Here is a 22,981-nt window from a genome sequence, read left to right on the forward strand (position 1 = left end):
CTTTCGCTCACTTCACAGGCGCTGACGCGTACGACACGAAGGCCGCCCAGGCGGAGGGGGCGAGGGCGAGCCGGGGGCCGGGGGTGGTGCGGTACTTGGAGTCGCGGATGTGGATGGTGGTGGGGGTGGGGGCTATTTCGAGGCAGGATTCGCCGTCATTGCCGCTGCTGTAGCTGCTCTTGAACCAGGCCAGGGCGACTTCGACGCAGGACTCACCGTTGTTGCCGTCGCTGTAGCTGCTCTTGAACCACGCCAGTTCGGAGGCGTCCCCGAAGGGGGCCTTGCGAGTCATGTTTCTCCCAGCAGTTGCTTGATCAGGGCCAGCGACTCCCCTGGTGAGAGAGCCTGTGCCCGGATGGTGCCATATTGCAGCTCAAGGACGCGGAGCTCTTTCGGGTCCGATGTCGGACGGCCGTTGAAGGCGCCGTCGGAGCGTCCCACCGCCGTACCATCCGGGAACTTCAGCAGTTCGATCCGTCCGTCCAGACCGGAGTGGACCTCGGACTTCAACGGCATCACCTGAAGCATGACGTTGTGCAGCCGAGCCACCTCCAACAGATGTTCTAGCTGCCGTCGCCACACCATTGTGCCTCCGATGGGACGACGCAGCGGCGCCTCTTCCAGCACGAAGTGGATGGACGGAGCCGGTTCGCGTTCGAAGACCGACTGCCGAGCCAGACGGGCAGTCACCATCCGCTCCACGTCGTCCGGTGAATAGGGCGGCTGGGCGGCCGAGATGACAGCTCGCGCATGCTCAGGAGTCTGCAGCAGCCCGCTGATGCTGTGGCACACATACACCCCGATCTCAACAGCCTGCCCCTCCAACTTGGCCAGCTCCCGTACCTTCTTCGGGTACCGGACCTTCTTCACGTCCTCCCACATCGCGGAGACCTGCCCACCCGCGTCCAGGACCTCGTCCGCCCGGTTCAGGTATTCCTGCCGGGGGATCCGCTTCCCGCCCTCGACCTTGTAGACCATGTCCTCGCCGTAGCCGACCACCTCCCCGAACTCGGCGGCGCGCATCCCCACCGCCTCCCGCCGCAGCTTCAGCTGACGCCCGACCGTGGCGATGACCGCCACACCCCAGTCGTCGTCCGGGTCGACCTCCCAGCCCGGCTCGGTCACCTCGCCGCTGTCCACGCTCATCCCTCAACCCCTTTGTGCCGTACGCCCGTACCCGCGACCGCCCCTACCCGTACGACCGCCCCCGACAGCCAGGACAGCACTGGACAAGCACCGGACAGTCACCGTACGCAAGGGCTTCGTCACTGGTCACGGTATGCGTGCTCGGCCACGCTGAGTGACGTGAACGATGAAATCTCCACCCCCGTCCGCAACATGAGCCTGCGGCTCTCGTCCACGCCTCGGGGCGCCCGTCTCGCGCGACTGCTGGCCGCCGAGCAACTGCGCGCCTGGGGGCTGCCGTTGGATCCGGCGAGGCAGATCGTGGCCGAGCTGGCGGCGAACGCGGCGACGCACGGGCGGGTATCGGGACGCGACTTCGGGCTCACGCTCTACGTCGTGGGGGACACCCTGCGGATCGAGGTCACGGACACGCGGGGTGACCACACGCCGCACACCCAACTCCCCGCACCGGACGCCGAGTCGGGCCGGGGTCTCGTCCTCGTGGAGGCGCTGGCCGACAAGTGGGGCGTGGCACCCGGGCTGTCGCCGCGCAAGACGGTGTGGGCCGAGATCGGGGTGCCGCCGTAGCCCGGAGCCGAACCGATCTCCCGGAGGACACCTAGCATGAAGGCGACGATCCTTGCCCCTGGGCACATACGAGGAGCAGTCGTCTCACGCTCCAACCCGGACAACGACTGAATCTCCAAGATGCGCGACTATCCCCTGATCGGCATCCCCGTCTACGCCGTCTTCGACCCCCGCACCGGCACGGGCGCCGTCCTCACCGGCATCCACCCCACCCCCGACGGCCCCCGCTACGCGACCCGCAAGGACTTCGTCTACGGCGAGGACGTGACGATCGGCGACTGGACCATCGCGACGGACGGCCTGCCCCGCTACCCGCCTCGGGGCCGGTAGGGCCGGATAGGTTGCCCGCATGATCCTCGCCCCGCTCCCCCTCACCCCCGACCACGACATCCCGGCTCCGCTGCTCACCGAGCTGACCGCGCTGTATGCCTCCGACCGGGAGTTCCAGGCGCTCAGCGGGGACTTTCCGGATCCGGACGACATCCGGCCGGAGCAGGTGGCCGGTGCGCTGGCCGACGAGTTGGTGAATCCGGACGTCGAGGTGCTGCTGGCGCGGGCCGAAGGACGGCTGGTGGGAGTGGTGATCACGCTGGCCCGGCACCCTGATCCGGACGACCCGGATCCGTGGATCGGACTGCTGATGGTCGACGCGGGGGCGCGGGCGCGCGGGTACGGGCGGCGGATCGCGGAGGGCGTCGAGGAGCGGTTCCGGGTGGCGGGGCGGGACGCCCTACGGCTCGCCGTGCTGGAGAACAACCCGAAGGGGCTCGCCTTCTGGACGGCCCTCGGTTACGAGGTGATCGGGCATCGCCAGGACCGGCAGCTCGGGCGGCCCTGCGCGGTGCTGCGCAAGGAACTGGGCCCGGGTTCCTAGGGGCGGGCCGGCTTGCCGTCGCCGTACAGCCAGTCCTTCCAGATGGCGGAGAAGTCCTTGCCGGGCGCTTTCTTCTCCACGTACGCGGTGAACTCGGCCGTGTCCGCGTTGCCGTGGCGGCGGGTGGCGGCCCAGCCCTGGATGATGTCGTAGAACGTGTCGTCGCCGACCTTCTGGCGGATCTTCTGCAGGACCATCGCGCCGCGGTCGTACACGGGCGGCCCCGAGATGTGCGCGGCGCTCGACGGATCGGCCGGCGGGAACGCCCACAGGCCGCTGTCCCCGGAACCCGCGTAGACCTTGTCGAAGGTCTGCTGGGCGCTCGGGCCGCCGTGGTCCTCGTCCCACAGCCACTCCGCGTAGGTCGCGAAGCCCTCGTTGAGCCACATGTCCCGCCAGGACCTCGGGGTGACGGAGTCGCCGTACCACTGGTGGGCGAGTTCGTGGACGAGGGTCGCGGTGTCCGGGGCGCCGGGGAAGACGGGCCGGTCCTGGGTCTCCAGGGCGTACCCGGAGTCCTCCGGTCGGTCCACGATCGCGCCGGTGGAGGAGAAGGGGTAGGGGCCGAAGTTGTACGCCTCCCACTCGATGATCTCGGGGAGCTTCGCCAGCACCGCCCGGCTCGCCTTCACCTGCGTCGGGTCGACGGCCGTGTACACCGGCAGGCCGTCGGAGAGGGTGGAGCGGGTCACCGTGTAGTGGCCGACGGCGACCGTGGCGACGTAGCTCGCCATCGGCTCGGCGGTGTGCCAGGCGAAGGTCGTACGGCCGTTCTTCGTCGTCTCGCTCTTCAACTCCCCGTTGGAGACGGCCTGGAGGCCCTTCGGGACGGTGACCGTGATGTCGTACGACGCCTTGTCGGAGGGGTGGTTGTTGCCGGGGAACCAGGCCATGGCGCCGACCGGCTCGCCGAGGCCGAGCGCGCCGTCCGCGGTGCGCAGCCAGCCCTCCTTCGAGCCGTCGGGGTCGGTGATCGTCTCGGGGCGGCCCGAGTAGCGCACGGTCGCGGCGAAGGTCTCGCCCTTGTCCAGGTCGTCGTGCGGGCGGACGGTCAGCTCCTGCCCGGCCCGGTTCCAGCGGGCCTCCTTGCCCTCGACGGTGACCTTGTCGACGTGCAGTCCTCGGAGGTCGAGGTCGAAGGCGGACAGGTCCCGGCCGGCGCGGGCGGTGATCACGGCGGTGCCGGTGAGGCGGCCGGTGCCGGGGTCGTAGCCGAGGTCCAGGGCGTAGTGGCTCACGTCGTAGCCGCCGTTGCCCGCCCTCGGGAAGTACGGGTCGTGGACGCCCGCGCCGCCCGGGGTGCCGTGCACCCCGCCGTCGCACGCGGTCAGCGCGAGGCAGAGCAGTGCGGCGGGGAGGGCGGCGGGGAGCGCGGGCACGGATCGGGGCACGCACGTGATCGTAGGACGCCATGACACCATCGACGACGTGCTCGACATCGGCTATGCCCTCTCCAACCGGTTCCCGGACCCGCCCCAGACCGACTATCGGCGGGTGGACGTCCACGCGCTGCGCCACGACCTGTTCTGCGGGGACGTCTACCTCGCGGACACCAAGGCGGACCGGGAGTTGTCCACAGCCTGGGGATGGGTGCCGGTGCTCGACTTCGCGTGGGCGCTGTGCGACATCGTGGAGCGGATCGACCGCGACCCGGCGGGGTCCCGGGCCGCCCGGCCCCAGCACGCGGAACTCGACTTCACCGAGTCCACCGACCGCATGCTCTTCGAGCGCCGCTTCGGCTGGGTGGACGTCGAGGCGGACTGGATGCCGGCCGAGGAGCCTCCGCTCACCTTCTCCCACGCCGAACTGCGCCGGGAGGCACGGGACTTCCTGCACGATCTCCTCGCCGACCTGACCGACATGCACGAGGGGCTGGCCGACAACCCGGCGATCTGGACGCTCCAGGCCCGTTTCCCGCGGGTGTCGTAGCCTTCCCTGACGGTTGAACGACGTCCGGATGTACGGCAGTTGACCGACCAGCCAGGCGGGAATGACAAGTGAGGCGGAAGGCGTTCCGCCCGACCCGGCCGCCTTTACGTTGACTCCGTGCGGACGCAGCGACAGGCAGGCGACAGCGGAAAAAACGCCTCTCCCCCGGCACCGGTACCGGTCACCGCCAAGCCCCTCGGCTCGACCGTGCCTGCCGGGCCCACCACGTCTGTCGGACCCACGGAACACGCGATGCTCGCCCTCCAGGGGAAAGCGGGGAACGCGGCCACCACGCAGGCGCTGCGGGACGCGAAGGGGAAGGGCGTCCTGCGGCCGTCGGCGGTACGCAGCCGGCCGGTGGCGCCGGTGGCCACCGTCGAGGAGGAACGCACCGAGTCGGGGCTGGTGCTGCCGCCGTACCTGATGGACTTCCAGGCCGCCGGGCTGTCCACGGCGTACGGGCTGACCGGGCACGAGTTCGTACGGAACGCGGTGGCCGCCGTGGTCGGGCACGGCGACGGCACGGTCGCCGACATCGCCGCCGAGCTCGCCGGGCGCCCCGAGTCGTTCTACGGGCAGGGCCGCGCCTTCGCCGTGCCGGGCAGGACCGGCAAGGAGTGGTTCGACGTCACCGTCACCGTCTCCCGCGCCCCCGACGACCGGCCGCCGGTCTTCCATCCCGCGGACCTGCTCGCGAACACCGTGCCGGACCCGGACGGAGCGCCGCTCGCCGCGATCGACGAGGCCGAGGGCAAGGACACCAAGGTCGACGTCCAGCACAACACCGCCACCACCGTCGCGGCCACCGCGAGCGGCGGGTCGAGCAAGGGCCTGGGCGGCATGGCCTTCGGGCTCGCGCCCGTCGTACCGGGGCTGTGGCTGGGCGGCGCCGGCCTGGCCAACGCGCAGCCCTGGCAGTCCTCACGGGAGTCCCGCAGCCAGCGCAACGTGGCCGAACCGCGGGTCCTGCGCAGCGAGAAGGGCTCGGTGGAGGCACCGCGCAAGGTGCGGTACGGCGTACGGATCAAGAAGCAGGGCGCCCCGCACGCGGCACAGCACGCGCAGACCTTCCACGGCTCGGGCACCCTCACCCAGCGCGTGCCCACCGAGCACCTCGTCCCGGCCGGTACCGCGGCGCCCGCCGCTCCGGGGCCCCTCCAGGCGGACACCGCCCGGCGGGTCTCGCTCGCCGACTCCATGGCCCCGGTCGCGGTGACCGACAGCGCGGCCCCGCACCAGGGCGGCGGCGGGCTCTTCGACACGGTCGCCGGCGTCCTGCACCCCTCGCTCACCGCGCCCGGCGCACCCGGCCGCGCCCGGCTCCACGAGGCGACCTCGACGGCGACCGTCCTGGAGGACATGCCCCGGCTGCTGCGTGACGGCGTCACCGGCGAGGACCTGGCGTCCAAGGACGGCGGCAGCGTCGGCAGCTACCGCCTGCACGCCGAGATCACCGGCATGTCACCCGCCTGGGGCACCGGCGGGACCCAGCTGCGCACCCATCAGCAGACCCAGCACACGGTCACCGAGAGCGCGGGCAAGGGGCGGGCCGTCATGGGCGGCCTGGGCCCGGCCATCGGCGTCGGGGCGGCCGGCAACGCCGCCGTCGTGCGAGCCACGGCCATGCCGGTCGCGGCGGCCCGCAAGGCGCGGTTCACGGTGGCCGAACAGACCGTGTCCAGCCGCCAGGGCGCGGAGGTGCGCGGCGACAAGGTGCTCTACCTCGCGACCGTCCGGTTCACCGCGGAGGGCACCGGCCCGCGCTCGGCCGGGAACATCCTGCGGCCCGGCACCCGGGTCGCCCACCACTCGATGCGGGTGTGGATGAGCCTGCGGGCCGACGAGGCGCAGTCGCTCGGGCTGCCGTTGCCGCCCGGCACCGAGGCCAAGGAGTTCATCGAGAAGCCCAGACGGACCGACGAGAACGGCAACGAGGTCGACGTCGAGCGGCATCTCCCGTTCGGCGCCATGGGCTCCAGCGTCACCCTCAGCCGGCTCGACACCGGCCCCATGGTCCGGGCCGTACAGGAGCTGTTCGCGACCGACCCCCGGCTGGCCGGCTACCTGCCCGCCTTCGGTACGGACGCGGTGGCTTCGACACCGAACAAGGAGGAGGCCGCTCTCCAGCGGCGCAACCACCGCGAGCTGATGGCCGCCCTGTCCGAGACCAACCTGCGGGTCAACAAGGACCAGCTGACCACGACCGGCATCCGGGTGCGGCTGCGCCGCAAGACCACGCTGCACGCGCACGACGTGCAGCTCCGCGTCCGGGGGCAGCTCCGCGAGACCGGCTACCTCGGCGACACCGACGACTGGCTGGTGCGCAGCCACTCCGGTGTCACCAACAACGCGCAGAGCGGACGCGGCAGTTCACGCTCGATCGGCGGTCTCGTGCTCGGGCAGGCCAGGATCGTCCCCGGCATGCTGACCGGCTCGGCCCGCTACGAGAGGCACCGCGCCGGCACCCGCCGCAACCAGGCCGGCCCCACCACCCGCACGGACGTCCTCACCAACGGCTCCGAGAAGGCCAGCACCTTCGGGGCGGCCCTGCGCCTGGACGTCGACGTCACCATGACCTCCCGGCAGCGCAAGCTGGGCCGCGCCCTCACCCCCGGCTCCCCGGGCCGGGACGCGCCCGAGTCGAAACAGCTGGGCGGACTGCATCTGGACGAGCAGGACGTACGGCTGGTCACCCCGACGGAGTTCACCCTCGACGAGGAGGGCAGGCAGCGGCAGGACGCGGTGCGCGACCGGCGGCGGGCGCAGGCCCCCCGGCCCGACCACGCCGTCACCGCCGAGGGCATCGGCGACCTGGCCACGCTCGTGCCCCGGCCGTCCACCGGACAGGCGCTGCGGGACTGGCAGCTGGTGGAGACGGTCGGCGACGGACAGGCCGTCCGGGACCTCGCCTTCCAGCTGCTGTCCCGGGCCGCCGCCGGCAACAAGGGCGTCCGCGAGGATCCCGCGCTGCGGGCCGAGGGGCTGGCGCCGCGGCTGGCGATCGAGGAGCGGTTCGGGCCGCAGGCCATCACGGCGGCGCTGCGGCAGGCCGCGTCCTCCGGGTGGGTGGTGAAGAACCTGCGCCATCCGCGACGGCTCGCCGCGCTGAACGGGGCCGTGGGCACCCGGCTCACCCTGGCCAACCCGAAGTTCCTGCACCGGGGCGCCGGTCCCGGCACGGAGACCTTCGTGCTCGGCGGTCACCAGGCCGCCGGCCAGGAGGGGCGGAGCACCACCAGCACCTGGCAGGTCGGCGCCACCGGCTCGGAGAACGGCCCCGAGTGGCGCCTGGGCCAGGGCCTGTCCGGGAGCCGCACCACCGGCGAGGGCGACGCCCGGTCCGCGGCACTGTCCGGCACGGTCGAGCGCAACGCCCACACCCCGAAGAAGGCGCCGCTCTATCTGGTCCGGTGCGACCTGCTCGTCACCATGGTCGCCGAGGTCAAGGTGACCGGCGGCGGCCCCTACGTGGCGACGGCCGCCCGCACCCTGCCGGCCGAGGCGGCGGTGTGGCTGACGGAGGCGCAGCTGCCGGCATCGATCCGCAGACAGCTGAGGCTCGACGCCGAACCGGCGCCGATGACGACACCGCCGTCCACCCGGCAGGAGCGACGACCGGCGGAGAGTTCCCGCGCGGGCGCCGAGCGCGAGGCCCGCGAAGGGACCCGCGCCACAGGGACGACGGACACGGCCGGCTCCTCCACGTCCGCGCCGCCGCGCACCACCGGCCCGTCCTTCGACCGCGCGCTGCCCCTCGGCTTCGGCATGATCGAGAACCTGCCGAACTTCGTGCCGCTGCTGGCCCGGCTGCGTACCCGGCTCACGGAGAGCGGACAGCAGAGCCTGGCCGACGACCTCCTGCCCCGGCGGCAGCTGGCCGACCGCAACGACAACGTGCAACGGCTGCTGCGCGTCCTGGACCGCGACGGCAGCGCCGGGCTGCTCTCCGGCGCCATGGACGGCGGGGTCACCGTCGAGCTGTTCGACGGCCGCAAGACCCCCTACTGGGCGGTGTTCAAGGTCAACCGCCTGGGCGACGGCGGTTACGACGGTGCGGCGGACGACGGCCGGGACCTGGAGTACATCACCGCGGCCGCCGCCCAGCAGGCCACCTCCCACGACGAGGGCGTGGCGACCGGCGTGGAGGGGATCCTCGCCGGCTCCGGCAGACCGGACGGCGGCGTCGGGCAGCTGAAGAGCATGGGCGGTGCGGCGGGGCTCGGCGCCGGCTCGGGCGGCTCGCGGCGTTCCGGTACGGCGGGCCGCGGCCAGCTCGGCATGAAGACGGTCGCGGAGGCGAAGACCGCGAAGTCGTCGAAGATGCGGGTGCCGATCGAGGCGACCCTCGAACTGCACCGCGGCGACCGCCGGGTGGCGCTGGTCTCCCTGGGCCGCCAGGCGCTGACCCACCGCGTCCTGGAGAAGGACCTGGCCGCCCTCGGCCGGCTGAGCGCGCCGCGCCACCAGCCGGTGGCGCCCGCTCCCGGCCCGCGCGGCGAGCGCCCGGCCGCGCTCGGCGCCTGGCGCTCCGGAGGCGTGCGACTGCCGATGGAGGCGCAGGTGAACGGCTTCCAAGGCGCCCCGCAGATACGGGAGCTGGTCGGCTCCGCGGTCCGGGAGGCGGGCGGTGGCGACCGCTTCCGGTCCAAGGGCCAGGCCGCCGCGTACACCCTGAACGAGGCGGTCTCCACCGAGTGGCTGATCGCGGCGCTGCCGCTGCTGACCTCCGCCGGGGCGGAGCTGCCGCCGGTGTACGCCACCGGAGCGGCGGGCCAGGACCTGCGGGCGTCCCTGCACGCGCGGCTGCGGGACGGGCGGGTGCTGGGCGTCGGCGACAAGATGACCTTCGAGACGGTGGGGCAGAGCCACCTGGACGCGCCCCGGCCCACCCAGACGGACGGCCTGAGCTCCGCCGACCACGGCAGATCGGCCCGCGGCCTGGTGGGCGCCGGACTGCTCAACGCCGACGAGTTCCGCCTCAACCAGCTGCTGGGCAACGCCGGTGGCAGCGGCGGCGCGGCCGACGCGGCGGTGAACGCGTCGGGTTCGATGCCGCTGCACAAGCCCAAGTCCGCGTCGGTCCTGGTGCAGTTCACGTTGGACGTGCGGGTGGTGGCCAGGGTGAGCAACCGGGTGCGCCCCGGCCGTGCCGGCACCGCCGTGCGGGAGCTGACGCTGCCCCGGCCGGTGGTGATCCGCATGCCGGAACCGGTGGTCCGCCGCATGCTGGCGACCCAGCAGGACCGGCTCCAGGACCCGGACGACCACCTGGGCCTGCGGAAGGCGGCCGCGGCCACACCCACGGACTGACCGCGGCGGCCGGCCTCATCCCTCCACGCGGATCCCCAGCTGCACGGCCAGCACCGGGGCCAGATCCAGCAGTTGGGACATGCTGATCACCGCCCCGGCCAGTCGCTCCACTCCCCTGGCGACCTCCAGGGACGCGGCGCCCCGCAGGTCGACGTCCTTCATCGTCACCCCCGTGAAGTCGGCCTCCTTGAGGGTGCAGTCGACGAACTCCACCCGCTCCAGGACGGCGTCGCCGAAGTCCGGTTCCACCAGGACGCAGCCCTCGAAGACCACGTCTCTGAGCCTGGCCGTGCGCAGATTCAGGTAGTCGATCTTGCCGCCGCGGATCACCACGCGCTCCAGGACGGAACCGTGCAGCTGGGTACCGCCCAGGCGGGCGTCGACCAGCTCCACATCGCGCAGGGTCGCGTCGGCGAGGTCGGTGCCGACGCCTCTCGGCCCCGTGAGGACCGTGTCCAGCAGACGGGCGTGGCGCAGCCCCGTCTCGTCGAAGGCGCAGCCCGTCAGCGCGCAGTCCATGAACCGGGCGCCCGCGCCGTCCTGCCCGACGAAGTCCAGCTCCCGGAACTCCAGCCCGTCGTAGTCCCCGTCCGGCTCCAGCTCACCGCCGCCCCAGGGTTCCAGCTCGGGCAGCCGTACCTCCGGCCGCCGCGCGCCCTTCACCTTGCCACCGCCGGGCCCACCGGCCGCTGTCCTCGCCATGCCCCCATCTTGCCGGGCGCCACCGACAACGGAGGGCGCGCCCGGACCGGCCCGGCCTGGACACACCCCGGGATGCGATACATCCGGATTCATGGTCTTCTTTCCGAATGAGCAGCGCCCGAACGGGTGAAACGCCCGGCACGAGCCCCGGCAGGGACGCGGCCGACCCCCACCGCTGGTGGGGCCTGGTGATCATCGCGCTCGCCCAGCTCATGGTCGTCCTGGACGCGACGATCGTGAACATCGCGCTCCCCTCCGCACAGCGCGCCCTCGGCATGTCCGACGGCAACCGCCAGTGGGTGATCACCGCCTACACCCTCGCCTTCGGCGGACTGCTCCTGCTCGGCGGCCGGATCGCCGACCTGGTCGGCCGCAAACGCACCTTCGTCGTCGGGCTGGCCGGCTTCGCCGTCGCCTCCGCGTTCGGCGGCGCCGCGCAGACCCCGGGAATGCTCTTCGGCGCCCGCGCCCTCCAGGGCGTCTTCGCCGCCGTCCTCGCGCCCTCCGCGCTGAGCCTGCTGACGACGACCTTCACCGACCCCCGGGAGCGCGGCAAGGCCTTCGGCGTCTACGGCGCCCTCGCGGGCAGCGGCTCGGCCATCGGGTTCGTCGTCGGCGGGCTGCTCACCGAGTACCTGAACTGGCGCTGGTGCCTGTACGTCAACGTGCCCATCGCCGTCCTCGCCGTCTTCGGCGCCTCCGCGCTGCTGCGCGACCGTCCGGGCCACACCGGCGCCCGGCTCGACGTACCCGGCGCGCTGCTGGGCTGCGGCGGACTGGTGGCGATCGTCTACGGCTTCAGCGAGGCCGAGCCGCGCGGCTGGGTCGACCCGCTGGTCCTCGGCCCGTTCGCGGCCGGGGTCGTCCTGATCGCCGGGTTCGTCTGGTGGCAGAACCGTGCCCCGAGCCCCCTCCTGCCCCCGCACATCGTCAGGGACCGCAACCGCGCGGGCTGCTTCCTGACGATGGCGCTCGCCACCATCGCCCTGTTCGGACTGTTCCTCTTCCTGACCTACTACCTCCAGGTCGTCCTCGGCTACTCCCCGGTCCGGGCGGGCCTCGGCTTCCTCCCGCTGACCCTGGCGATCATCACCGGCTCCACCCAGATATCCGCGCGCCTGCTGTACCGGGTGGCGCCGCGCCTGCTCATGGTCCCCGGGATGCTGCTGGCCGCGTGCGGTCTGCTGCTCCTGACCCGGATGACGGTCAGCTCCTCCTACCCCACCGAGATCCTGCCCGCCCTGGTGCTGATAGGCCTCGGCATGGGCCTGACCTTCATGCCGGTCTTCGCCACCGCGACGGCGGGCGTGGCCCCGCACGACTCCGGGGTCACCTCGGCCACCGTCAACACCTCGCAGCAGGTCGGCGGGTCCATCGGTACGGCCCTGCTCAACACGATCGCCACCAGCAGCAGCGCGGCCTACCTCGCCGCCCACCTGCACAGCCCGGCCCAGCGGGCCGCCGTGGTCCCGGAATCCGTCGTACACGGCTACACGACCGCCATCTGGTGGGCGACCGGCATCATGCTCCTGGCCGGCCTGTCCGCGGCCCTGCTGGTGACAGCGAAGCCCCCGAAGCAGGACGCCGCGACGCCGGCCCCGGTGGCGGAACCGGTCAGGTGAGCGGTCGGCGGGCGGGTGAGCGGTCGGCGGGCGGCCCGTGCGATCGGCCCGCCGGAATGTCAATCACCCGCACGACGTCGCGACCGTGCATGAATCGCCTCATGCGAATTTTCCGGGGTCTCGGCGGCCAGGCGTGGGCGTACGTCCGCAGCGCCCCCGGCACGTACGTCTGGCTGGCGATTCTCTTCGTGACGACCGTCGCGCTGCACCACATGTCACCGGAGTTCGAGCAGCAGTTCCTGCGGCAGCGGTCCACCAACCTCCGCGAGCTGTCGGACAACCCGGTGCGGGTGCTGGTCGCCAGCGCGATGTGGATCGACGGCGGCCACTGGGTGCCGTTCGCCTTCCTCTACAGCGTTTTCCACGCACCCGCGGAACGCTGGCTCGGTACCGCCCGCTGGCTGCTGGTGTGCGTGGCCGCGCACGTGCTGGCCACGCTGATCAGCGAGGGTGCGCTGCTGAAGGGCATCCACGACGGCATCGCCCCGCACTCCGCGGTCAACACCCTCGACATCGGGGTGAGTTACGCGCTGGCCGGGGTGATCGCGGTGCTCGCGTACCGGATCGCGACGCCCTGGCGGTATCCGTACGTCGCGGTCGTCCTGCTCGTCTACGGCCTGCCGCTGACCGAGTCGCCCACCTTCACCGACCTCGGCCACTTCGTCGCCACACTGATCGGTCTCGCCTGCTATCCGCTGGTCAGAGGCCGCGGAAAAGCATGGAATCCGAAGGAGACACTGGCCACCCTCAACGGTTAACGTCCGCCCATGAGCAGCTCGGCTAGCAGTGTCGTCAACGGCGGCGTCTCCTTCTGGTACGCGAACGACGGTCTCCCGGCGGTGCGGGAGCCGCTCGACGGTGACGCCACCGCGGACGTGGTCGTCGTGGGTGGCGGGTACACCGGACTGTGGACCGCGTACTACCTGAAGAAGGCCGCCCCCTTCCTCCGGATCACCGTGCTGGAACAGAAGTTCTGCGGGTACGGCGCCTCCGGCCGCAACGGCGGCTGGCTCTACAACGGCATCGCCGGCCGCGACCGGTACGCCGCGCTGCACGGCCACGAGGCCGCCGTACGGCTGCAGCGGGCCATGAACCAGACCGTCGACGAGGTGGTGGCGGTCGCCGCGGCCGAGGGCATCGACGCCGATCTGCACAAGGGCGGGGTGCTGGAGGTGGCCACCACCCCGGCCCAGCTGGCCCGGCTCAGGGCCTTCCACGAGCACGAGCTGTCGTACGGCGAGCAGGACCGCGAGCTGTACGGCGCCGGACAGACCCGGGAGCGGATCCGCGTCGCCGACGCGGTCGGCTCGACCTGGACCCCGCACGGGGCCCGGCTGCACCCGGTGAAGCTGGTGAAGGGGCTGGTGGCCGCCGTGGAGGCGCTGGGGGTACGGATCCACGAGTCCACCCCCGTCACCGAGATCCGGCCCCGGCACGCCGTCACGCCCTACGGCACGGTCCGCGCCCCTTACGTCCTGCGCTGCACCGAGGGCTTCACCGCGAACCTCAAGGGGCAGAAACGCACCTGGCTGCCGATGAACTCCTCGATGATCGCCACCGAGCCGCTGACCGAGGAGCAGTGGGCGTCGGTGGGATGGCGGGGGCTGGAGACCCTCGGCGACATGGCGCACGCCTACATGTACGCCCAGCGCACGGCCGACGGGCGGATCGCGCTCGGCGGGCGCGGGGTGCCGTACCGCTTCGGGTCGCGGACGGACAACGACGGCCGGACGCAGGAGGCGACCATCGAGGCCCTCCGCGAGATCCTGGTGCGGTTCTTTCCCGCGCTCGCGGGGGTGGGCATCGAGCACGCCTGGTCCGGGGTGCTCGGAGTCCCGCGCGACTGGTGCGCGACCGTCACCCTCGACCGCTCCACGGGGCTCGGCTGGGCGGGCGGATACGTCGGCTCCGGTGTCGCCACCACCAACCTCGCGGGACGGACGCTGCGGGACCTCGTCCAGCTCGACTCCGGCCAGGCCGGCCGCACCGAACTGACGGAGCTGCCGTGGGTGAACCACAAGGTCCGCAAGTGGGAGCCGGAGCCCTTCCGCTGGCTCGGCGTACAGGGCATGTACGCCACCTACCGCACCGCCGACCAGCGCGAACGACTCCGTCCGAGCACCGAGTCGTCCCGCCTGGCCCGCATCGCGGACCGGGTGGCGGGACGGCACTGACCCAGTGTGTCGAGAATCGGGTGCCGGAAGTCACGGCCGCCTCGAAATCCCCCCGAACTGAACTTTTTCCAGTTCGGGGATATCCCGAGGCGGTGTCGGACTCGATTAAGTCCATTTACATGAGCGGTTATCTCGATGCCGAGTCAATTATCGATCAGCGCCCGCCCGGAAAAAATGGCAGGAACGTCGGTCAGCGACCCTCCACCGACCCCGTGACCGTCTGGGACGGGGTCCTGACCCTCCCGAACGAGGCCAGTTCCCGCTCGTCCGGAAACCGGTACTGGCGGTACCCGGTGGTCACGAGTTCGCGGTCCCGCAGCACCTTGAGCGCGCTCTCGACGGTGGCCCGGCTGACCGAGAGGGCGTCCGCGAGGTCGCTCTGCGACGGCCCCTCGACCATCCGGCCGTATCTCACGCAGGGGACCGCGCATTTGTCCAGGAGGTACACGAAGAGACCGGCGAGCCGTTGCTCGGGGAGCAGGGTGCGACGGCCGTAGACGCGCTCTCCCGCGGCGAGTTGGTCCGCCAGCACCTTGCCCAGGGCGGAGGCGATACGCCCGTTGTGCTCGGCCATGGTGCGCATGCGGGCCAGCGGAACCGCCAGCGAGAGCGTGGTGTTGAGGCAGCGCGCCGTGGGCGCGTGCAGCTCGGGGTTGAAGACCTCCGCGACGCCGAGCACGGCACCGGTGCCGTGGATCCGCACCGTCGTGTCCTCGCCGTACGACGACTCCTCGTACACACAGCCCGACAGCACGATGTGGACCACCGCGCCCACGGAGCCCCGTAACTGGGCGTTCCGGCTGCTCGACCGGGTCGCCAGGCCGCCGGCGAACTCGTGCCGGGTGGTGCGGGACAACTCGGCCAGAAACGGATTGAGGTCGATGAGGGCGCGCAGCGCGCGTGGACCGGACAGGCCGTGCCCCACCCGGCCCGTCTCCTCGTCGAAGGAATACACGGAGCTGCCCAGCACCATGGGCTGCAGCGCGGCCCGCGGGTAGGACACGACATTCCCCAGCGCTAGGGAATGGATCTCCGGGTTGGGCCGTTACATTCAGTGGAGCTGACGTTGCGCCTTGGTCGGTCCAGCGACAGCTTGTCGGGGTTCCCATGGGGGTGGTGCCCCGGAGGAACCCCGACCTCGCCCACGGCACATGTCGGCCCCCGCGATCATGGATCGCGGGGGCCGACATGTGTCACCCGCCCACCGGGCGGTGCCTGCTGCGGAGCCCCCTGTCGGATTCGAACCGACGACCTACGCATTACAAGTGCGTTGCTCTGGCCGGCTGAGCTAAGGAGGCCTGCGCGCGGGCGTAGAGCCCACGTGCCAGTGCAGTGTACCCAGCTCCCAGCTGGTGCCCGTCGAAAATTTCCGCGAAGTTCACAGGGCTCCAGGTACTGACATACGGGGTGAACGCCAGGTACCGTCCTGAGCCAGTTCACTCTCGTGGACTACACCACCACCTTCCTACAACGGATCGTCCGGCACGTTCCTGCCGGTAGAAGGGGGCCTCTGAGCCATGGCCACTGTCACGTTCGACAAGGCGACCCGGATCTACCCGGGTTCCATCAAGCCCGCCGTAGACGGACTCGAGATCGCGATCGAGGACGGAGAGTTCCTCGTCCTGGTCGGCCCGTCCGGTTGCGGCAAGTCCACCTCGCTCCGGATGCTCGCGGGGCTCGAGGACGTCAACGCCGGCGCCATCCGCATCGGCGACCGCGACGTCACGCACCTGCCGCCCAAGGACCGGGACATCGCCATGGTGTTCCAGAACTACGCCCTCTACCCGCACATGACGGTCGCCGACAACATGGGCTTCGCGCTCAAGATCGCCGGCGTCAACAAGGCGGAGATCCGGCAGAAGGTCGAGGAGGCCGCGAAGATCCTCGACCTCACCGAGTACCTGGACCGCAAGCCGAAGGCGCTCTCCGGCGGTCAGCGCCAGCGTGTCGCGATGGGCCGCGCCATCGTGCGTGAGCCGCAGGTCTTCCTCATGGACGAGCCGCTGTCGAACCTCGACGCCAAGCTCCGTGTCTCGACCCGTACGCAGATCGCGTCCCTCCAGCGCCGCCTCGGCATCACCACGGTCTACGTCACCCACGACCAGGTCGAGGCCATGACGATGGGCGACCGGGTCGCCGTGCTCAAGGACGGTCTGCTCCAGCAGGTCGACTCGCCGCGCAACATGTACGACCGCCCGGCCAACCTCTTCGTCGCCGGCTTCATCGGCTCCCCCGCCATGAACCTGGTCGAGGTCCCGATCACCGACGGCGGCGTGAAGTTCGGCAACAGCGTGGTCCCGGTCAACCGTGAGGCGCTCCAGGCCGCCGCCGACAAGGGCGACCGCACGGTCACCGTCGGCGTCCGCCCCGAGCACTTCGACATCGTCGAGCACAACGGCGAGGCCGCGGCCTCCCTCACCAAGGACTCCGAGGACGCCCCGGCGGGTCTCGCGGTCTCCGTGAACGTCGTCGAGGAGCTCGGCGCCGACGGCTACGTCTACGGCAGCGCCAAGGTCGGCGACGACCTCAAGGACCTGGTCGTCCGCGTCAGCGGCCGCGCGGTCCCGGAGAAGGGCGCCACGCTGCACGTCGTGCCGCGGCCGGGCGAGACCCACGTGTTCTCGACCTCCACGGGCGAGCGTCTCTCCGACTGACCGATCAAGCAGAGAAACCTCTGACCAGGGTGAACTTGCCCAGGTTGACGACGAGGGCCCCGCGACCTGCCGCGGGGCCCTTTTCGTTGTCCCGATTTACCCCGGCAAGCAGGTGGTTTTCGAGCCGTGTACGTCAACCCCGTACCCGAAACAGGGCGCTTCTCCATCCCCCGAACCGGTGACTAAATGTCGCCAAATCATTACCGCACGCTACCCTCACACGCGTGAAGCACTCCACCACCCCTCAGACGCGACGCGGCCATCGGGGCGGCCCTGCCCGCCGGATCGGCCGCACTCTCGCCCTCGTCCTGCCCGTCGTCCTGGTGCTCTCCGGGACCCTCGCCGTCACCCGCGTCAACTGGACGGGAAGCCCGCGGAACTCGGTGCTCACCGCGACCGACGTGACCGACGCCGACGTCTCCTCCAAGGCCGTCTCGCGGGCCCCCCAGGACGTCCTGCGCGACCAGTTGATGACCGAGCTCCAGGACAAGAACCCGGGCCAGGTCCTCACCCACCTCCAGCAGGCGGTCAACGGCCACCCGTCGCTGGCCCAGCACTGCTCGTCCATCGCGCGTGCGCTGGGCCGGGCCGCGGTGCGCATCTACGGCGCCTCGCGCGCCCAGTCGTACGCCCGCCCGGTCTGTGACACGTCCTTCGCCTCCGGCGTGCTGGCGGCACACAGCTGAACACCGTTCGGTAAGCAGGTAAGGGGTTCCCAAGGGCCGCCCCGCGGCGGGAAGCCGACCCGGGGGCGCGTCGTACAGTTCGGGGCATGACCCATCCGAACGCCGCGTTGCGCCCCACTCAAGCCGTGGTCCTGGCCGGTGGCCAGGGCTCACGGCTTCGCCCGTACACCGACAACCGGCCCAAGCCGATGGTCGAGATCCCGGGTACGGGTACGCCGATCATCGGCCACCAGCTGACCTGGCTCGCCGAGGAGGGCGTCACCGACGTGGTGATCTCCTGCGGCCACCTCGCGGACGTCCTGCAGAAGTGGCTGGACTCGGCCGACCTGCCCCTCTCCGTCACGACCGTGGTGGAGAGCGAGCCGCTGGGCCGGGGCGGCGGCCTCAAGTACGCCGCCGCGCGTCTGCCGCACAGCGACCGGCCCTGGTACGCCACGAACGGCGACATCTGGACGCGGTTCTCGCTGCGCGACATGGCCGACTTCCACACGGAGCGGGACGCGGTGGCGACGCTCGCGCTCGCCCGGCCGCGGATCCCCTGGGGCGCGGTGCAGACGGACGGCTTCGGGCACATCACGGACTTCATCGAGGCACCGCCGTCGACGTTCGAGATCAACGCGGGTGTGTACGTCTTCTCGCCGGAGTTCGCCGAGATGCTTCCGGAGCGGGGGGACCACGAGCGGACGACGTTCCCGCACCTTGCGCGGAGCCGGCGGCTGGCCGGGTTCCCGATTCCGCAGGGGGCGTACTGGCGGGCGATCGACACCGCGAAGGACCTGACGGAGGCGGCGAAGGAACTGGCGGCGCTGGGGCGGTGACGGCCGGTTCGGGGCGCGCTGAGGCCCCGTGCCCTCCTTCTTTCTTCTTCTAACGGCCATGGGCCCCACGCCGCAAGGCGTGGGGCCCATGGCCGTGAAGTGGCCGTACTAGCGGCCGTACTAGCCCAGCAGGCCGCCCACCAGGCCCGGCTGACCCGTGGACGTCGAGCCGCCGCCGGAGCTTCCGGTGCCGGTGCCCGTGCCGCCCGTCGGGGACGTGCCGCCCGAGGTGCTGCCGCCGGACGTGGGGCCCGCGGTCGTCGGTGCGGGCGCGGTGTGATGCGGCGGGGCCTGGCCCGTGGTGCCCTGGGTCTGGCTGGGGGTCGTGGTGGTGGCGCCGCTCGTGGTGTGGTCGGCGCCCGGAGTGGTCGCCGCGTGCGAAGGGCTCGCCGTGGCGCCCCCGGAGGGGGACGTGGGGGCCGACGGGGTCTTCGCGTCGTGCTTGGCCGACTCGCCCGGCATCGGGGAGCCCGGGAGGTTGTTGCGGGGGGCCTCACCGGGGCCGGGGACCACCACGCGGCTGGAGTCGCGGACCGCGCCGCCCAGCAGGGAGCCGACAAGGAGGGTGAGACCGATGGTGACGGCCGTGACCAGGGCGCCGCGGCGGAGCACGAAGGCACGCAGGTCCCAGATGTCGGAGTGCGGGCCCAGGCGTCGCCAGGCGCTGCCCGCGAGGCGGCCGTCGACGGAGTAGACGGGGGCGCCGGCGATGATCAGCGGCGACCAGGCGGCGAGATAGATGATGTCGGGGGCGTCGTACGCCGGGACGGTCTTCCAGCTGACGGTGACGATGAGCGCGGCGGAGAGCAGGGCGCCGACGACCGCGGCCACCCGCTGCCAGCAGCCGAGGACGGTCAGCACGCCGACGATCACCTGGAAGAAGGCGATGACCAGGCCGGAGCCGACCGGATGCTGGAGGGCGAACTGGCGCAGCGGCTCGGCGACGTCCCAGGGATGCAGCGTGTTGAGCCAGGTGACCATGGAGCCGCGTTTGCCGCCGTCGAAGTAGACGGGGTCGCACAGCTTGCCCATGCCGGCGTAGATGGAGATGAAGCCGAGGAAGATCCGCAGCGGGAGCAGGACCACGCCCAGGTTCATCCGGCGGCCGGGGTAGTAGGCGTGCCGGGACGGGTCGTCGCCGTGCCGCCTGGTCGACGGCGGCTCCTCGAAGTCCTCGAACTCGTCGTCGGCGTAGGCCCGTTCGCCGTAGGCCTGCTCGTCGTAGGTCTGCTCGCCGTAGGCCGGTCCGCCGTAACCCGGTTCGTCGTAGGCGCTGCCCGCTGACCGCATGGGCGGCAGCAGCCGGGTCTCGCCCGAGACCGGGGAGCGCGGATGGCCGACCATCGGGGTCTCGACGGTCTGATCGAGATGGGCGTAGCCGTCGTCGACGCGCGGGATGACCTGGGTCGCGCCGGCCGGTTCGACGGGCTCCTCGGCGTACCGGACGCTGCCGCCGCGAACGGCCTGGAGCAGCCGGTGGGCTCCGGTGTCGTCGGGCGCGGACTTGCCGCTCCACACGACCGGGCGGCGGCGGCCGGTCGCCGCCCCCGCTCTGCCCGCCGTGCCGGCGACCGGGATGCGCGCGGTGTCCTCGGTGGCGCTCAGGTGCCGTGCGACCCGGGGAGATTGGGCACGCCGTGTCGATACGCCCAACTGCACGCGGAAACTCGCGTGGTTGACGATGACCTGCGCCGGATCGCTCGGCACCTTCACCATGCTCAGCGCGGGAGCGTCGTCGGGCCCGGAAGTGAATCCGGAGCGGAATCCCGGCGAGCGGTCCCCCGTGGGTGTGCGGGGTGTTCTGGTGTCCACACTCATCTAACCGAGTGACGTGGAGTTAGGACACTGCTTTGACCGCCCCGAAGTGTCCGGACCCCGTCAAGGATGTGCAGGACGCCGGAATTACCCCGCACAGGTGAGGCCGCGGACGTCTGTTCGCCCCCGGCGGCACGCCATCCCGTACCGCCGCCGGAACACCCCTTACCGCACGGTCAGCCCCGCCGCCGGGCCGCCTCGTACAGGACGATCCCGGCCGCCACACCGGCGTTGAGCGACTCGGCGCCGCCCGGCATCGGGATCCGCACCCGGTAGTCGCAGGTCTCGCCGACCAGCCGGGACAGGCCCTTGCCCTCGCTGCCCACGACGATGACGACGGGACCGGAGAGCGCCTCCAGGTCGCCGATCGCGTGCTCGCCGTCGGCCGCCAGGCCGACGATCACGATGCCGGCCTTCTTGTACGCCTCCAGGGCCCGGGTGAGGTTCGTGGCACGGGCCACCGGCGTGCGGGCCGCCGCACCGGCCGACGTCTTCCAGGCGCCCGCCGTCATACCGGCCGCGCGCCGCTCGGGCACGACCACGCCGTGGCCGCCGAAGGCGGAGACGGAGCGGACGACCGCGCCGAGGTTGCGCGGGTCGGTGACCCCGTCCAGGGCGACGATCAGCGGGTCCTCGCCCCCGTCGTACGCGGCCTCCGCCAGGTCCTCGGGGTGCGCGTACTCGTACGGCGGGACCTGGAGTACCAGGCCCTGGTGGTTCAGGCCGTTCGTCATACGGTCCAGCTCGGGGCGTGGCGCCTCCATGAGGTTGATGCCACCGCGCTCGGCGGCGAGCTGGAGGGCCTCGCGGACGCGCTCGTCGTTGTCGATGAACTGCTGGACGTAGAGGGTGGACGCGGGAACGCCCTCGCGCAGCGCCTCGACGACCGGGTTGCGGCCGACGACCAGCTCGGAGGTGCCCTTGCCGCCCCGGCCGCGCGGCGTGGGACGGCGTACCGTCTGCTTCGTCTTGGCGTTGGCGACGCGGTTCTTCTTGTGTCCCTTGCGCATCTCGGCGGGCGGGGTCGGACCCTTGCCCTCCAGGCCTCGGCGCCGCTGGCCGCCACTGCCGATCTGCGCGCCCTTCTTGCCGGACATGCGGCGGTTGTTGGCTGCCATGGGTTACCCGTCTCCGTAAGCTTCGTTTCGTACGTACGTCTCATTCGGCGTCGTACTGATGCGGTGTCGTACGTCTTATGCAGTGTGCCGCCCGGGGGGCCGGGCGGCACAGTCGATCTTGATTGACCGGTGGTCAGGACTTGAGGGTCCAGCGGGGGCCCTGGGGGCTGTCCTCGATCGCGAGACCGGACTGGTTGAGCTGGTCACGGATGGCGTCGGCGGTCGCCCAGTCCTTGCGGCCGCGGGCCGACTCACGCTGGTCGAGGACGAGTCGTACGAGACTGTCGACGACCCCGTGCAGGTCCTCGCCCTTCTCGGCCCCGCCGGACCAGTGCGCGTCGAGCGGGTCGAGGCCGAGCACGCCGAGCATGGCGCGGACCTCGGCGAGCCGGGCGACGGCGGCTTCCTTGTCGTCGGCGGCCAGCGCGCTGTTGCCCTGCCGGACGGTGGTGTGCACGACGGCCAGTGCCTGCGGGACGCCCAGGTCGTCGTCCATGGCCTCGGCGAAGGCCGGCGGGACCTCGGACGAGGGCTCGACGGCTCCCCCGGCCAGCTCCACCACGCGCTGCACGAACCCCTCGATCCGCCCGAACGCCGCCTCGGCCTCGCGCAGCGACTCCTCGCTGTACTCGATCATCGAGCGGTAGTGCGGGGTGCCGAGGTAGTAGCGGAGCACGATCGGGCGCCACGCCTTGACCATCTCGGAGACGAGGACCGAGTTCCCGAGGGACTTCGACATCTTCTCGCCGCTCATGGTGACCCAGGCGTTGTGCACCCAGTACTGGGCGAATTCGTCGCCGTAGGCCTTGGCCTGGGCGATCTCGTTCTCGTGGTGCGGGAAGATCAGGTCGAGGCCGCCGCCGTGGATGTCGAAGGCCTCGCCCAGGTACTTGTGGGCCATCGCCGAGCACTCCAGGTGCCAGCCGGGCCGGCCGCGGCCCCACGGCGTCTCCCAGCTGGGCTCGCCCGGCTTCACGGCCTTCCACAGCGCGAAGTCCCGCTGGTCCCGCTTACCGGTCTCGCCCTCGCCCTCCGGCTGGCGGAGGTTGTCCAGCTCCTGGTTGGAGAGCTGGAGGTAGTCCGGGTAGGAGCGCACGTCGAAGTAGACGTTGCCGTCGGCCTCGTAGGCGTGCCCGCGCTCGATCAGCCCGCGCATCATCTCGATCATCTCCGGCACGTGCCCGGTCGCGCGGGGCTCGTACGTCGGCGGGAGGCAGCCGAGCGCGGTGTAGCCGTCGTTGAACGCGCGCTCGTTCTCGTAGCCGATCGCCCACCAGGGGCGGCCCTGGTCGGCGGACTTGGTGATGATCTTGTCGTCGATGTCCGTGACGTTCCGGATGAACGTCACGGCGTAGCCGCGGTATTCGAACCAGCGGCGCATGATGTCGAAGTTCAGGCCGGAGCGGATATGGCCGATGTGCGGTGCCGCCTGCACGGTGGCACCACAGAGGTAGATCGAGACACAGCCCGGCGCGAGCGGGGCGAAGTCACGGATCTGCCGGGCGTTGGTGTCGTACAGGCGAATTGTCACGGGACCTAGGGTAGTGGGCCGACGGGACTGGGTGG

General features: G+C 71.6%; 18 protein-coding genes, 1 tRNA gene and 1 pseudogene. 11 read left to right on the plus strand and 9 right to left on the minus strand.

Translation table 11 applies throughout. From position 1 onward, the window contains the following. Positions 1 to 7 precede the first annotated feature (7 nt). Together ABZ642_RS20825 and ABZ642_RS20830 are read right to left on the minus strand one after the other, a co-directional pair. On the minus strand, positions 8 to 292 hold the full coding sequence (locus ABZ642_RS20825; RefSeq protein WP_360485802.1) for a DUF397 domain-containing protein: 285 nt from the start codon (positions 290 to 292) through the stop codon (positions 8 to 10). Next, positions 289 to 1,146, minus strand: a complete 858-nt coding sequence (locus tag ABZ642_RS20830) for a helix-turn-helix transcriptional regulator (protein ID WP_360485805.1) — start codon at positions 1,144 to 1,146, stop codon at positions 289 to 291. The genes ABZ642_RS20825 and ABZ642_RS20830 overlap by 4 nt, the downstream gene beginning before the upstream one ends. A gap of 192 nt (positions 1,147 to 1,338) precedes the next feature. On the opposite strand from ABZ642_RS20830, the gene ABZ642_RS20835 reads away from it, so the two are divergent. From ABZ642_RS20835 to ABZ642_RS20845, 3 genes and pseudogenes are all read left to right on the plus strand, one after another. After that, entirely contained in the window at positions 1,339 to 1,713 is a 375-nt protein-coding gene (locus ABZ642_RS20835) for an ATP-binding protein (protein ID WP_360485995.1), read from the plus strand. A 78-nt stretch (positions 1,714 to 1,791) separates the two neighbouring features. Next, positions 1,792 to 2,043 (plus strand): annotated as a pseudogene (locus tag ABZ642_RS20840) (Uma2 family endonuclease); the annotation flags it as partial. 19 nt (positions 2,044 to 2,062) lie between these two features. Then, positions 2,063 to 2,587 (plus strand): GNAT family N-acetyltransferase, encoded by a 525-nt coding sequence (locus ABZ642_RS20845; RefSeq protein WP_360485808.1) that lies wholly within the window; start codon positions 2,063 to 2,065, stop codon positions 2,585 to 2,587. Here ABZ642_RS20845 and ABZ642_RS20850 read toward each other — a convergent pair. Further along, positions 2,584 to 3,978, minus strand: coding sequence for a M1 family metallopeptidase (locus ABZ642_RS20850; protein ID WP_360485810.1), 1,395 nt, complete (start codon positions 3,976 to 3,978; stop codon positions 2,584 to 2,586). The two genes, ABZ642_RS20845 and ABZ642_RS20850, sit on opposite strands and share 4 nt — an antisense overlap. 37 nt (positions 3,979 to 4,015) lie before the next feature. Between ABZ642_RS20850 and ABZ642_RS20855 the strand changes: the two genes are divergently transcribed. Together ABZ642_RS20855 and ABZ642_RS20860 are read left to right on the plus strand one after the other, a co-directional pair. Continuing rightward, positions 4,016 to 4,516: a hypothetical protein gene (locus tag ABZ642_RS20855; RefSeq protein WP_360485998.1), complete on the plus strand. Its 501-nt coding sequence runs from the start codon at positions 4,016 to 4,018 to the stop codon at positions 4,514 to 4,516. A gap of 252 nt (positions 4,517 to 4,768) precedes the next feature. Next, positions 4,769 to 9,826, plus strand: a complete 5,058-nt coding sequence (locus ABZ642_RS20860) for a hypothetical protein (protein WP_360485813.1) — start codon at positions 4,769 to 4,771, stop codon at positions 9,824 to 9,826. A gap of 15 nt (positions 9,827 to 9,841) precedes the next feature. Here the strand turns inward: ABZ642_RS20860 and ABZ642_RS20865 are convergent, their stop codons facing one another. After that, entirely contained in the window at positions 9,842 to 10,528 is a 687-nt protein-coding gene (locus ABZ642_RS20865; protein WP_360485817.1) for a pentapeptide repeat-containing protein, read from the minus strand. Positions 10,529 to 10,635: 107 nt separating this feature from the next. On the opposite strand from ABZ642_RS20865, the gene ABZ642_RS20870 reads away from it, so the two are divergent. The 3 genes from ABZ642_RS20870 to ABZ642_RS20880 all read left to right on the plus strand — a co-directional run bounded on the left by ABZ642_RS20870 (position 10,636) and on the right by ABZ642_RS20880 (position 14,324). Next, positions 10,636 to 12,150 carry an MFS transporter gene (locus tag ABZ642_RS20870; RefSeq protein ID WP_360485820.1) on the plus strand — a complete coding sequence of 505 codons (1,515 nt, stop codon included), beginning with the start codon at positions 10,636 to 10,638 and terminating at the stop codon, positions 12,148 to 12,150. Between the two features lie 101 nt (positions 12,151 to 12,251). Beyond that, complete coding sequence (locus tag ABZ642_RS20875) at positions 12,252 to 12,908, plus strand: rhomboid-like protein (protein ID WP_360485823.1); 657 nt, start codon at positions 12,252 to 12,254, stop codon at positions 12,906 to 12,908. A gap of 9 nt (positions 12,909 to 12,917) precedes the next feature. Continuing rightward, on the plus strand, positions 12,918 to 14,324 hold the full coding sequence (locus tag ABZ642_RS20880; RefSeq protein WP_360485826.1) for an FAD-dependent oxidoreductase: 1,407 nt from the start codon (positions 12,918 to 12,920) through the stop codon (positions 14,322 to 14,324). 190 nt (positions 14,325 to 14,514) lie between these two features. Here ABZ642_RS20880 and ABZ642_RS20885 read toward each other — a convergent pair whose 3' ends face one another. Then, a complete protein-coding gene (locus tag ABZ642_RS20885) occupies positions 14,515 to 15,327 on the minus strand; it encodes a Crp/Fnr family transcriptional regulator (protein ID WP_360485829.1) in 813 nt (270 codons plus the stop codon). A 221-nt stretch (positions 15,328 to 15,548) separates the two neighbouring features. After that, positions 15,549 to 15,622 (minus strand) — tRNA-Thr (locus ABZ642_RS20890). 219 nt (positions 15,623 to 15,841) lie between these two features. Between ABZ642_RS20890 and ugpC the strand changes: the two genes are divergently transcribed. The 3 genes from ugpC to ABZ642_RS20905 all read left to right on the plus strand — a co-directional run bounded on the left by ugpC (position 15,842) and on the right by ABZ642_RS20905 (position 18,482). After that, positions 15,842 to 16,978 (plus strand): sn-glycerol-3-phosphate ABC transporter ATP-binding protein UgpC, encoded by a 1,137-nt coding sequence (gene ugpC, locus ABZ642_RS20895; protein ID WP_360485832.1) that lies wholly within the window; start codon positions 15,842 to 15,844, stop codon positions 16,976 to 16,978. A 224-nt stretch (positions 16,979 to 17,202) separates the two neighbouring features. Next, on the plus strand, positions 17,203 to 17,664 hold the full coding sequence (locus tag ABZ642_RS20900) for a hypothetical protein (RefSeq protein ID WP_360485835.1): 462 nt from the start codon (positions 17,203 to 17,205) through the stop codon (positions 17,662 to 17,664). An 86-nt stretch (positions 17,665 to 17,750) separates the two neighbouring features. Further along, entirely contained in the window at positions 17,751 to 18,482 is a 732-nt protein-coding gene (locus tag ABZ642_RS20905) for a nucleotidyltransferase family protein (RefSeq protein ID WP_360485838.1), read from the plus strand. A 120-nt stretch (positions 18,483 to 18,602) separates the two neighbouring features. Here ABZ642_RS20905 and ABZ642_RS20910 read toward each other — a convergent pair whose 3' ends face one another. The 3 genes from ABZ642_RS20910 to cysS form a co-directional block, all read right to left on the minus strand. Beyond that, positions 18,603 to 20,300, minus strand: coding sequence for a DoxX family protein (locus ABZ642_RS20910; protein ID WP_360485841.1), 1,698 nt, complete (start codon positions 20,298 to 20,300; stop codon positions 18,603 to 18,605). Positions 20,301 to 20,473: 173 nt separating this feature from the next. After that, complete coding sequence (rlmB, locus tag ABZ642_RS20915) at positions 20,474 to 21,415, minus strand: 23S rRNA (guanosine(2251)-2'-O)-methyltransferase RlmB (protein ID WP_360485843.1); 942 nt, start codon at positions 21,413 to 21,415, stop codon at positions 20,474 to 20,476. A gap of 133 nt (positions 21,416 to 21,548) precedes the next feature. Continuing rightward, positions 21,549 to 22,946, minus strand: coding sequence for a cysteine--tRNA ligase (gene cysS, locus ABZ642_RS20920; RefSeq protein ID WP_360485846.1), 1,398 nt, complete (start codon positions 22,944 to 22,946; stop codon positions 21,549 to 21,551). Positions 22,947 to 22,981: the final 35 nt, after the last annotated feature.

This window comes from Streptomyces sp. NPDC007157 (assembly GCF_040634235.1).
In the GTDB taxonomy this organism is placed as follows: Bacteria; Actinomycetota; Actinomycetes; order Streptomycetales; family Streptomycetaceae; genus Streptomyces.

What these genes read in the sequence shown, in the direction of transcription:
- rlmB (WP_360485843.1), bottom strand. Translation starts at nt 21,415, where the DNA reads ATGGCAGCCAACAACCGCCGCATGTCCGGCAAGAAGGGCGCGCAGATC.
- ABZ642_RS20910 (WP_360485841.1), bottom strand. Translation starts at nt 20,300, where the DNA reads ATGAGTGTGGACACCAGAACACCCCGCACACCCACGGGGGACCGCTCG.
- ABZ642_RS20860 (WP_360485813.1), top strand. Translation starts at nt 4,769, where the DNA reads ATGCTCGCCCTCCAGGGGAAAGCGGGGAACGCGGCCACCACGCAGGCG.
- ugpC (WP_360485832.1), top strand. Translation starts at nt 15,842, where the DNA reads ATGGCCACTGTCACGTTCGACAAGGCGACCCGGATCTACCCGGGTTCC.
- ABZ642_RS20880 (WP_360485826.1), top strand. Translation starts at nt 12,918, where the DNA reads ATGAGCAGCTCGGCTAGCAGTGTCGTCAACGGCGGCGTCTCCTTCTGG.
- ABZ642_RS20865 (WP_360485817.1), bottom strand. Translation starts at nt 10,528, where the DNA reads ATGGCGAGGACAGCGGCCGGTGGGCCCGGCGGTGGCAAGGTGAAGGGC.
- ABZ642_RS20905 (WP_360485838.1), top strand. Translation starts at nt 17,751, where the DNA reads ATGACCCATCCGAACGCCGCGTTGCGCCCCACTCAAGCCGTGGTCCTG.
- ABZ642_RS20835 (WP_360485995.1), top strand. Translation starts at nt 1,339, where the DNA reads ATGAGCCTGCGGCTCTCGTCCACGCCTCGGGGCGCCCGTCTCGCGCGA.
- ABZ642_RS20830 (WP_360485805.1), bottom strand. Translation starts at nt 1,146, where the DNA reads ATGAGCGTGGACAGCGGCGAGGTGACCGAGCCGGGCTGGGAGGTCGAC.
- ABZ642_RS20875 (WP_360485823.1), top strand. Translation starts at nt 12,252, where the DNA reads ATGCGAATTTTCCGGGGTCTCGGCGGCCAGGCGTGGGCGTACGTCCGC.
- ABZ642_RS20845 (WP_360485808.1), top strand. Translation starts at nt 2,063, where the DNA reads ATGATCCTCGCCCCGCTCCCCCTCACCCCCGACCACGACATCCCGGCT.
- ABZ642_RS20870 (WP_360485820.1), top strand. Translation starts at nt 10,636, where the DNA reads ATGAGCAGCGCCCGAACGGGTGAAACGCCCGGCACGAGCCCCGGCAGG.
- ABZ642_RS20825 (WP_360485802.1), bottom strand. Translation starts at nt 292, where the DNA reads ATGACTCGCAAGGCCCCCTTCGGGGACGCCTCCGAACTGGCGTGGTTC.